This window comes from Oceanobacillus salinisoli (genome assembly GCF_009733865.1).
Classification (GTDB): Bacteria; Bacillota; Bacilli; order Bacillales; family Amphibacillaceae; genus Oceanobacillus; species Oceanobacillus salinisoli.
Genome location: NZ_WOFB01000031.1, coordinates 22,099 through 32,423, shown reverse-complemented (window position 1 = coordinate 32,423; position 10,325 = coordinate 22,099). Strand labels below are relative to the sequence as shown.

Annotated in this window: 7 protein-coding genes; 6 read left to right on the top strand and 1 reads right to left on the bottom strand. The window is 39.0% G+C overall.

All coding sequences use genetic code 11. From position 1 onward, the window contains the following. Window positions 1–371: 371 nt before the first annotated feature. A complete protein-coding gene (locus tag GMJ66_RS18015) occupies window positions 372–1,556 on the bottom strand; it encodes an MFS transporter (RefSeq protein WP_156291707.1) in 1,185 nt (394 codons plus the stop codon). 147 nt (window positions 1,557–1,703) lie between these two features. On the opposite strand from GMJ66_RS18015, the gene GMJ66_RS18010 reads away from it, so the two are divergent. The 6 genes from GMJ66_RS18010 (at window position 1,704) to GMJ66_RS17985 (ending at window position 10,302) form a co-directional block, all read left to right on the top strand. Beyond that, window positions 1,704–2,510, top strand: coding sequence for a YfkD famly protein (locus GMJ66_RS18010; protein ID WP_156291706.1), 807 nt, complete (start codon window positions 1,704–1,706; stop codon window positions 2,508–2,510). A gap of 509 nt (window positions 2,511–3,019) precedes the next feature. Beyond that, window positions 3,020–4,330, top strand: a complete 1,311-nt coding sequence (locus GMJ66_RS18005) for a Na+/H+ antiporter family protein (RefSeq protein ID WP_156291705.1) — start codon at window positions 3,020–3,022, stop codon at window positions 4,328–4,330. 54 nt (window positions 4,331–4,384) lie between these two features. Beyond that, window positions 4,385–5,182, top strand: a complete 798-nt coding sequence (pdaA, locus tag GMJ66_RS18000; RefSeq protein WP_156291704.1) for a delta-lactam-biosynthetic de-N-acetylase — start codon at window positions 4,385–4,387, stop codon at window positions 5,180–5,182. Between the two features lie 88 nt (window positions 5,183–5,270). Continuing rightward, window positions 5,271–6,137 (top strand): DNA-3-methyladenine glycosylase family protein, encoded by an 867-nt coding sequence (locus GMJ66_RS17995; protein WP_156291703.1) that lies wholly within the window; start codon window positions 5,271–5,273, stop codon window positions 6,135–6,137. 855 nt (window positions 6,138–6,992) lie between these two features. Beyond that, window positions 6,993–9,131, top strand: coding sequence for an ATP-dependent Clp protease ATP-binding subunit (locus tag GMJ66_RS17990; protein ID WP_156291702.1), 2,139 nt, complete (start codon window positions 6,993–6,995; stop codon window positions 9,129–9,131). 301 nt (window positions 9,132–9,432) lie between these two features. Beyond that, the gene (locus GMJ66_RS17985; RefSeq protein WP_156291701.1) at window positions 9,433–10,302 is read left to right on the top strand and encodes a ComEC/Rec2 family competence protein; all 870 of its coding nucleotides are present in this window, start codon (window positions 9,433–9,435) and stop codon (window positions 10,300–10,302) included. Window positions 10,303–10,325: the final 23 nt, after the last annotated feature.

Genomic DNA, 10,325 nt, shown 5'->3' with positions numbered 1-10,325 from the left:
CCACTGAAAACATTTGTTGCGGGCGCCGACACTAGCACGTCCTGTGCGCCTTAAAGTTCGAGGCGGCTAAGCTTTGAGTAGCGGGCCCCAAGCGTGGTGTGTAACTTCTACGTTGCCCACAGGACAAGGAACACTTCGTCAGCGATACATCGCACGCAGAAAAAGTGCTTTTCTTTTTCAAGGACGTGGCGATTTTTGGTAGAAGTTCCTTACCATACGTGAACGAAAAGCGGGCCGACGAGCTTCCACAGGATGTGGTGACTTCGACGTTCGACACAGGACGTGTCGGTACTTAGTCGAAGGTCCCCTTTAGATGTGTCATATTCACCGGACTTTTTGAACATCCTCTATAAGAAATAAAACTTAAGAATTCATTCTCCCCTCACTACGTCACCACGCTGCTTATCCGGTTCCTGCTTAAAGTAGATAGCAACTACAATAAACAGAAGAACACCAACAATCAAATAGAAAAAGGAAACGTTAGGGAAATTTTCTACAAACGCTCCACCTAAAAATGGACCACTAATACTACCAATACTAAACACAATACTAATCATCAAATTCCCCGCAGGTAGCAGAGAGCTTGGTAATAAATCCGTCATAAAAGCTATTCCCATCGAGTACAGGGAGCCGACGAGCATTCCCGCTAAAGTAAAGGAAATAAATAGAACTGCTGTAGAATTTTCTAGTGTCGCTGCAAGCATAAAACTGAAGATACCTCCGGACAATACAAATAAAAGGGTATTTCTTCTGCCGATTTTATCACTCAGTATTCCGAGTGGCAGCTGGGTAATTAAACTACCGGCCGCAAAGCAGGGAATAATCAAGGTAAGTATTCCAATATCATGTCCAATTCGCATCCCATAAATCGGAAAAATGCTATGTAAAGCGGCTTCGAGAAATCCATAGCCAAATGCTGGGAGAAGTGCTACCCAAGCTATTTTTAAAGTGTCCATAAAACGGCCCATGGAATTCGTTGTATGTACGCTAGTATGGCTGTCTTCCCCAGGTCGTTCATTGCGGACAAGCAGCATCGTGGACCAAACAAGCAGGCTAAGTACAGCAGATACGATGAAGGGTGCTGCTTCACTTACAGAAAGCAATCTAGTCATTAATGGCCCGATAGCGAAACCTAAACCAAAAAACATTCCGTAATAGGCAACACGCCTACCGCGAATTTCCTTTGGTGTCGTGGTAGTAATCCACGTTTGGGTACCGAAATGGAGCATTTGATCACCAATTCCAACGGTGACCCTTAACATAAACCAAAACCATAATGCCTGCCAAAATGGGAATAGTGCCATGGAAACGATGACGAGCAGTCCACCGACTAAAATCATTGGTTTAAATCCAAATTTCTGCAATGGCTTTTCCATAAACGGGGAAGCAATGAGTACACCAATGTAAATCCCCGTAGCGTGGAGCCCATTAATGGTTGAAGAAACGTCATTTTGTTCCAATATGATGGAAAGAAGCGGCAGCAGCATCCCTTGAGAAAAGCCTGAAATGGTGACAAGTAATATTAAAATCCAAAATCTCGTATTTGATGATACCATGAGTTCCTCCATAAATAAGATGGCTTCATTAATAAATTTAAAGTCTAAATGTAAAAATAGCAATGGAATGAACCCAATTTAATCGATGGAGTGTATATTTTCCAAAGTTAAGAAAAAGCTAAGAAAAAACGAAAGGAATGGGAAACAATGAAAAGATATATACTTGCCGTTTTAATGGTATGTCTTTATGCTCTTGTCTTTCCTGCAGCTGGATTTGCAGAAGAAGAGAAAAGCGATGAAGATAAGAAAAAAGACCCATTTGAAATTCCAAGCCATGTACTTGATATAGCGAAAGAAAATACGTATCCAAATTCCACAGAAGATCAGGAAGTAATAGAGCCGAGTGATTTAACGGAGGAATTAATCAGTGATCTCGATGTTTCAATAACCAACCCGGACTTAATCAAAATGCTGAATGAAACATCGCTTAAGCCTTCTCCAATTGCCATTGGTTACCGTGGGATGGTATACCTTGGTCGCTGGCCGCTAAACTACGAATCCCTGGAGACGAATATTAACTGGGAATACCAGAAAATAAATACGAATGAACTGAACAATCTAGGTGGGGAACAAAATCAGGAAATGAATTACATTCAGCAGGAACAGAAGGAAATAAAAGGTGCACTAACGAATAAAATTAAAAATCCTGATGACGTGAAAAAAATGATGCTATTAGCTGCAAAAGAAAAAACCGACTTACCACTTTCGTATAATACAATTATTGGAAAAAATACAAAGAAAGACAATTCCTATAATATTCCTGTTGAGAAGTATGGTACATTAACTGCATATTCACCAGCTGTCAATGAAAAAGGCCAAGTTACCTTTGGTGAAGTATATGTAGAACTAAAAGGCAGCAGCAAATCGATTGTAGTCAAAAATGTAACGAAACAGGGGATTGGTGGATGGATTCCAATTCAAGACTATGTTTCATTCTCTCTTCAAGTTAAATAATGTAAGATAACCCTGTTCTGATGTTCAGGGTTTTTTTATTGTTTGGTACTGAGATGAATGCTGAATTATCGAGATGAATGCTGAATTAATGAAATGAAAGCTGAATTAATGAAAAGAAAGCTGAATTATCAAGATGAAAGCTGAATTAATGAAATGAATGTTGAATTATCAAGATGAAAGCTAATTATCCGAGGTGAGTGCTGAATTAATGAAATGAAAGCTGAATTATCGAGATGAAAGCTGAATTACCTTATGCTATGTTACAACTTCACTGATTTTGCGCTAATCAAATTTATCACGTGATTAACCGGATCTGAGGCCCCATCAAGAATTATAGTCGGGTAGGGCAGCCAATAAACCTAACAGTGGGGAAAAAAAACCTCCACTAATAGAAGATTCCCTTTATCACACAATTCTTTCTTTTTAAAAAGGGGTTGATTTTAACTCTTTAATACTTTATCATGATGAAGTATTAAAGAGAAAAAGAAAGATTAGAGGGGGAAACAGAAATGGAATGGGTAGTCGTTGTATCGGTACTCGTCATGTTAATACTTAGTTTACTACGAGTAAACGTCATTATAGCAATTATTGCTGCAGCAATTGTTGGCGGGCTTATGTCAGGAATGTCTGTAGTTGATTCGATAGATTTGTTTGTAAGCGGAATGGGAGGACAGTCAAGTACGGCTTTAAGCTATATTCTGTTAGGAGCTTTTGCAGTTGCCATTAGTTATACAGGTATCACTTCGCTTTTAGTCAATTATTTGATTCGTGTACTAACTGGAAAGAAAACGATGTTGTTACTTGCAATTGCTGGTGTTGCATCACTATCACAAAACTTGATTCCAGTTCATATCGCATTTATTCCGATTTTAATTCCACCATTATTAAAGCTTTTTGATAAAATGCGGATGGATCGCCGGGCAGTAGCAGTTTCCTTAACCTTTGGACTGAAAGCACCGTATATTATGATTCCAGCTGGGTTTGGTTTAATGTTTCACGAGACCATTTACAATGGAATGACGCAGAGTGGATTAACAGTTACAATGGATGATATTGCAATGGCTATGATTGTGCCTGGTTTGGGAATGGTCTTTGGTTTACTGTTTGCCATCTTTATAACGTATCGAAAAGACAGAGATGCGATAGCTGGTGCAGGTGGAACAGGAACCGTTTTGCCGGAAACAGAGGAAAAAGATGTAGCATTTAATTCCAAACATATGTTAACGATTGTAGCGATTATCGCAGCATTCGTCATTCAACTCTTAACAGATAGTTTAATTTTAGGTGCTTTAACTGGATTAGCATTAATGTTTTTATTTTTCGTCGTACCGTATTCGAATGGAGAGCAGGTTATAACAGATGGGATAAAAATGATGGGAACGATTGCGTTTGTTATGCTATCTGCATCTGGTTTTGCCAATGTTCTCCAGGAAACAGGAGCCGTTTCTGCATTAGTTGAAGTATCATCTGGGATTTTAGGGGATAATAAAGCAGTAATCGCCCTTGTTTTATTATTGGTTGGCTTACTTATTACGATTGGAATTGGCTCTTCATTTGGTACAGTTCCGATTCTAGCAGCATTGTATGTGCCAATTTGCCTGGCAGCCGGCTTTTCACCGATGGCAACCGCTGCATTAATTGGTACGGCTGGTGCACTAGGAGATGCAGGCTCTCCTGCTTCTGACAGTACACTTGGGCCAACGTCCGGATTAAACGCCGATGGAAAACATAATCACATTTGGGATACGGTTGTACCAACATTTGTTCACTTTAATATTCCGCTATTATTATTTGGCTGGATTGCAGCAGTTATCCTTTAGAATAATTTGATTAGAAAACGGGAAAGGTAAGAGAAAAATAATAGGTGGGTTGTTATGAAAAAAAGAGTTTTCACAACGATCACCCTTTCTCTTACCCTTTTTCTTGCACTGATGAACCCTGTTCAAATCGCAGCAAGTGGGTATGGATGGGGCTTCAAAAAAAATGATGAACATAAAGTACCTTATATTGGTGAATATCAGGAAATACTCGAGAAATACGGCGCATACTATGCCGATTTATCGGGAGACAAAGTCATTTATTTAACGTTTGATAATGGATATGAAGAAGGTTATACAGACGACATACTGGATGTACTTAAAAAACAGGATGTTCCAGCAACATTTTTTGTGACAGGGCACTTTGTCACGAGTCAGCCAGATCTGGTTAAAAGAATGGTCGATGAAGGACATATTATAGGAAATCATTCCTACCATCATCCTGACTTTACGATTGTCAGCAAAGAATCGATGAAAAAGGAACTAGAATCACTTGAAAAAGCGGTCGCTGAAGTTTCTGATCAAGAGGAGATTAAATTTTTACGGCCGCCTCGCGGAATGTTTAATGAAAGAACACTTCAATGGGCAAATGAATTAGGACTGACACATGTTTTCTGGTCCCTAACCTTTACAGATTGGAATACTGCCAATCAAAAAGGCTGGCGCTTCGCGTACGATCAAATTATGAAACAAATGCATCCTGGTGCTATTATATTGCTTCATGCCGTCTCCTCTGATAATGCACAGGCGTTAGAAAGGATTATCGAGGATTTGAAGAGTAAAGGATATGAATTCAAGAGTTTGGACCATTTATTGCTGAAGAATACATTACCAGAAGGATTTCTGGAGTTATAGGATGAAGTGGTTAAAGGAGCGGGGCATTTTTGCCTCGCTTTTCTGTATTTAGCTTTGGTATGATGGATAAAAATGGGAGGTGTTTCTCGTGTGGGAAGAAAAGGTGAGTTTAGAAACTCTGTATGATTTTGATTACACATTATACCGAATTTCCTTTGATCCGCTTTTATCCGTAAATATAGAGAAAAGATGGGTGAAGATTCCTTTTGTGTATGGGGAGGAGCGTCACATTATCCATGTTCATGCAGTAGGAACAACCGAACAGCCCCGCTTTCTCGTAAGGAGTCAAAATGCTGAACGAAAAGAAGAGATTTTACAATACATATATGATTTATTTCAGTGGTATGAAGATGTAACGAAGGTGATGGAGCATTTCCGGGGAACCAATTTGGATAAGCTATTTAATCAATATCCTGGAACACCGATTGTGAGAGAATTTGATCTATATTTCAGCTTAATAAAAACCATTATTCATCAGCAATTGAATATGAAATTTGCCTATGTCTTATCGACCAGATTTGTAGAAGCTTATGGTGAAAAACTGGATGATGTATGGTTCTATCCAACCGCTGAAAGAGTAGCAAATATACCGGTTGAAGAATTAAGGGAGCTGCAGTTTAGTGGACGGAAGGCGGAATATGTCATTGATACATCCAAAATGATTGCAGAAGGACAGATCAATCTGGAGAAGTTACAGCAAAAAAGTGATGAGGAAATTTTTTCGGAATTGATTAATGTCCGAGGAATCGGCCGCTGGACCATCGAAAACTGGCTCATGTTTGGTTTAGGAAGAAAGGATCATTTTCCAAAAGCGGATATAGGTATTCAAAATGCGGTGAAGACTTATCTAAATATGGACCGGAAGCCAACAATGGATGAACTGGAGGATTTCAGTCAAGGCTGGGAACCCTATCGCAGTTATTCGTCTTTGACATTGTGGAGGAGTATTGAATAAAGAAAGGGCTGACTTGATAACGGAGAGTTTATTGAGTCAGCCTTTTTGAATTGCTAAATGCTGAATTCAAATTGCAAACAAGTATTGTGCTCTGTTGATTTCCGCTCCGGGCAGTCGCGCACCTTAGGGCAACGCTTCAGCCTCCTCGGAAGAAAACCACTTTCTGCGGGGGCTTCAGCAGTTGCTTTTCCCGCAGGAGTCGACTGCCCTCCGCGCCAATCAACCAGCTTAAATAGTGATTAACTATATACTAAAATTTATTTAGCTAGTTGCTTTTCCCGCAGGAGGCGACTGCCCTCCGCTCCAATCAACCAGCTTAAATAGTGATTAACTATATACTAAAATTTATTTAGCTAAATCTAATGTTAGAAAGGTAAAAGCACAAACTAGCGAAGGAAATACACGGAGACTCCTGCGGGAACGGTGACCAGAGTGAGACCCCTAAAGTCGCTTCAGCTCGAGGAGGCTCACGGGTCGCCCTAAGGTGCGCGTAGTGTATTTCCGTAGCGGTAAGTTGATGCTCCAACATCATTTAAAATTAGTTCGAAGTTTCCATCACTGTAAGGAATAAATAACAAAAAACTTACGAAAAAGGGGAACATCAGAAAGAGCAACTGCATAAAATGATAGTTACATAGATAAACATTAGAAAAACTCTTATTGGCGTGCTATGTAAAGAAAGTAAACCCAATACCTCATCTAATTGTATTTCCTCACAAATGAAAAAGTGAAACAAAACACTTGAAAGTCAAAAAAGGTCAGAGTATAATGAAGTTAAAGGTCAAAGATAGTCAAAGTCAAATGTTGATTATTAAAGTTCATATATAAGTACAATTACTTAAGGAGGAATGGGAAATGCTATGTCAAAAATGTGGTGTAAATGAAGCAAATATCAATGCAGCAATGCAAATGAACAATCAAAAGATGGAAATGCACCTATGCAATGAATGTTTTCAAGAAATTCAAAGTCAAATGTTAAATCAGTCTGGCTATTTCTCAGGTTTCCCATTTGGCAATACAGAAGAATTTTCTAATAACTTTTACCAAGGAAACGGTCAAGCAAAAGCAAATACGAGAACGAAAGCACAACAATCAAACAGAAGAAATGGTTTGATTGATCAATTAGGGAAAAACATAACGGATTCAGCTAGATCAGGAGAAATTGATCCAGTTATTGGCCGTGATAAGGAAATTAAACGTGTGATTGAAACATTAAATCGTAGAAATAAAAATAATCCTGTCCTAATTGGGGAACCAGGTGTTGGTAAAACAGCTATTGCAGAAGGGTTAGCAGTTAAGATTGTGGAAGGAAATGTTCCAACCAAGCTGCTAAACAAGGAAATTTATCTATTAGATGTTGCTTCATTAGTTGCGAACACAGGAATCCGTGGCCAATTTGAAGAACGTATGAAGAAATTAATCGAGGAATTACGTGCACGCAAAGATGTCATCGTATTTGTCGACGAAATTCACTTAATAGTCGGTGCTGGTACTGCAGAAAGCTCACAAATGGATGCGGGTAATATCTTAAAACCAGCATTAGCACGTGGGGAATTGCAATTGATTGGTGCAACCACACTAAAAGAATACCGCAAGATTGAAAAAGACGCGGCACTGGAACGTCGTTTGCAACCAATTATTGTGAAAGAACCATCTGTGGAAGACGCTATTCAGATTCTAAATGGAATTAAAGACCGTTACGAAAAATTCCATGAAGTTCGTTATTCAGATGAAGCCATCCAAGCGTTTGTAAACTTATCGAACCGCTATATTCAGGACCGCTTCTTGCCGGATAAAGCCATCGACTTAATGGATGAAGTCGGATCACGCTTGAACTTGAAAAATTCACAAAGTGATACCGAATCAATCAAAGCACACTTGGACGAAGTCATCAAGGAAAAACAGGAAGCAGCGGAAAAAGAGGACTACGAGCGTGCAGCTAATTTAAGATACCAGGAAATTCAACTGCAAAAACAATTGGATAAAGCAGATGAAAAAGAAAAAGTCATTGATGTCGATGTATCGGACATTCAATTAATCGTTGAAGAAAAAACAGGCATTCCTGTGACAAAAATGCAATCCGATGAACAGCAAAAAATGAAAGGACTTGCCGAAAATTTAGGTAAGAAAGTAATTGGTCAAGAGGAAGCAGTTCAAAAAGTTGCGAAGGCCATTCGCCGCAGCCGTGCTGGTTTGAAATCGAAATATCGTCCAATTGGTTCCTTCTTATTTGTTGGGCCAACTGGGGTTGGGAAGACTGAATTAACAAAAGCTTTAGCGGAAGAGTTGTTCGGTAGCCGTGATTCACTCATTCGCCTTGACATGAGTGAGTATATGGAAAAACACTCGGTATCTAAAATTATCGGTTCCCCCCCAGGATATGTAGGTCATGAAGAAGCTGGTCAATTAACCGAACGTGTTCGCCGTAATCCGTATTCGATTATTTTGCTGGATGAAATTGAAAAAGCCCATCCAGATGTGCAAAATATGTTCCTGCAAATTATGGAAGATGGGCACCTAACTGATTCACATGGGCGTATGGTAAGCTTTAAGGAAACCGTCCTTATTATGACAAGTAATGCAGGTACAGGTCAGAAGCAAGTAAATGTCGGCTTTAATAAAGCGGCACACGAATCGGTGAACACACTGGAAGTGCTAAGTGACTATTTCAAACCGGAATTCCTGAACCGATTCGATGCAATTATTAATTTCAATGAATTAGCAGAAGATAACTTATTAGAAATTGTCGATTTAATGCTTGCTGAATTGGAAAAAACCATTGAAGAAAACAATATTCATATTAAGATTACGGAAGAAGCAAAACGGGAACTTGTAAGACTTGGCTATGATGCACGATTTGGTGCAAGACCTTTACGAAGAGTGATTCAAGATAAAATTGAAGATCAGCTAACCGACTTGATCCTTGAAGGTGAAAATGTAGAGAACGTTCAAGTTGATGTTGCTGATGGTGAAATAGTTGTGAAAAAAGCATAACTGTATTTGGAAAGCCCTACTGACCTTTTGGTTGGTGGGGCTTTTATATGTAGGTGGATTACAACCCACACATTGTGTGAGTCCACTTTAGGTTACATAAGAACAGAAGGAGCGGGAATGAGCAGAAAGGAGTAGATATCAGCAGATTAAGTTAGTTCTTGTGCGCTTTAAATTACATATACTTGGACCTATTGAACTAATTTGCTAGTTTTCTGGTCTTAATCCGCGCTAAACTATTCATAAATTGCCTTGTACAATGCCAAACTAAAAGAGCAAGCATAACTGTGAAAAGGGTGGACTTATGAAAAAAATCAATATTGTTATTGCGGTTATTTTATTTTTCAACACGATAACCATACAGCAGGCATTTGCACAACAGAAACCGGATATGGATGTACATTTTATTGATGTTGGACAAGGGGACAGCATCCTGATTCAAACACCTGCTGATAAAACTATACTTATTGATGGAGGGCCACCAGTTGCCGGGGATAAAGTTATTTCCTATTTAAAGGAGCAAAACATAGAAGACATTGATTTACTAATTGCAACACATCCTGACTATGATCATATTGGCGGACTAGTGAATGTGCTAAGGTCTTTTAATGTTAAACAAGTACTTGATACGGGAAAAATTCATTTAACGACGACATTTGCCAAGTACGTAAGGGAAATTCGTAAACAGGAAATCCCGGCAGTTATTGCAAAGCCTAACCAGAATATTAACATAGACCCACATGTTAATATGAAAGTTCTTAATGCTTATGAAAAAAATAAGACGAACAATCAATCTTCCATTGTTTTGAAAATGAGTTATGATGACGTTGATTTTCTGCTGATGAGTGATGCAGAAATGGAACAGGAAAAGGAATTGCTGGAAAAATATGATGTCGAATCGGAAATTATGAAAATTGCCCATCATGGCTCAGATACAAGCACTTCCTATGAGTTTTTACGTGAAGTCAGTCCAGAGACAGCGATTCTCACATATAGTGTGCATAATGATTATGGACATCCTGTAGAAAGAGTCGTTGAGAATCTTACTTTAGTTGATGCAAAAATATTTTCCACCGCAACATTTGGTGATTTGGTCATTAGTACAGATGGAGATGATTATTATGTGTATCCGAAAAGAGGCCCTGCGGATAATATAACGAGAAAGGCAGCGTAAGGATGGGGAAGGTAGTTTAAACC

Bases quoted from the DNA above. Each gene is read 5' to 3' on its own strand.
- pdaA (WP_156291704.1), top strand. From the start codon at position 4,385: ATGAAAAAAAGAGTTTTCACAACGATCACCCTTTCTCTTACCCTTTTT.
- GMJ66_RS18010 (WP_156291706.1), top strand. From the start codon at position 1,704: ATGAAAAGATATATACTTGCCGTTTTAATGGTATGTCTTTATGCTCTT.
- GMJ66_RS18005 (WP_156291705.1), top strand. From the start codon at position 3,020: ATGGAATGGGTAGTCGTTGTATCGGTACTCGTCATGTTAATACTTAGT.
- GMJ66_RS17990 (WP_156291702.1), top strand. From the start codon at position 6,993: ATGCTATGTCAAAAATGTGGTGTAAATGAAGCAAATATCAATGCAGCA.
- GMJ66_RS17985 (WP_156291701.1), top strand. From the start codon at position 9,433: ATGAAAAAAATCAATATTGTTATTGCGGTTATTTTATTTTTCAACACG.
- GMJ66_RS18015 (WP_156291707.1), bottom strand. From the start codon at position 1,556: ATGGTATCATCAAATACGAGATTTTGGATTTTAATATTACTTGTCACC.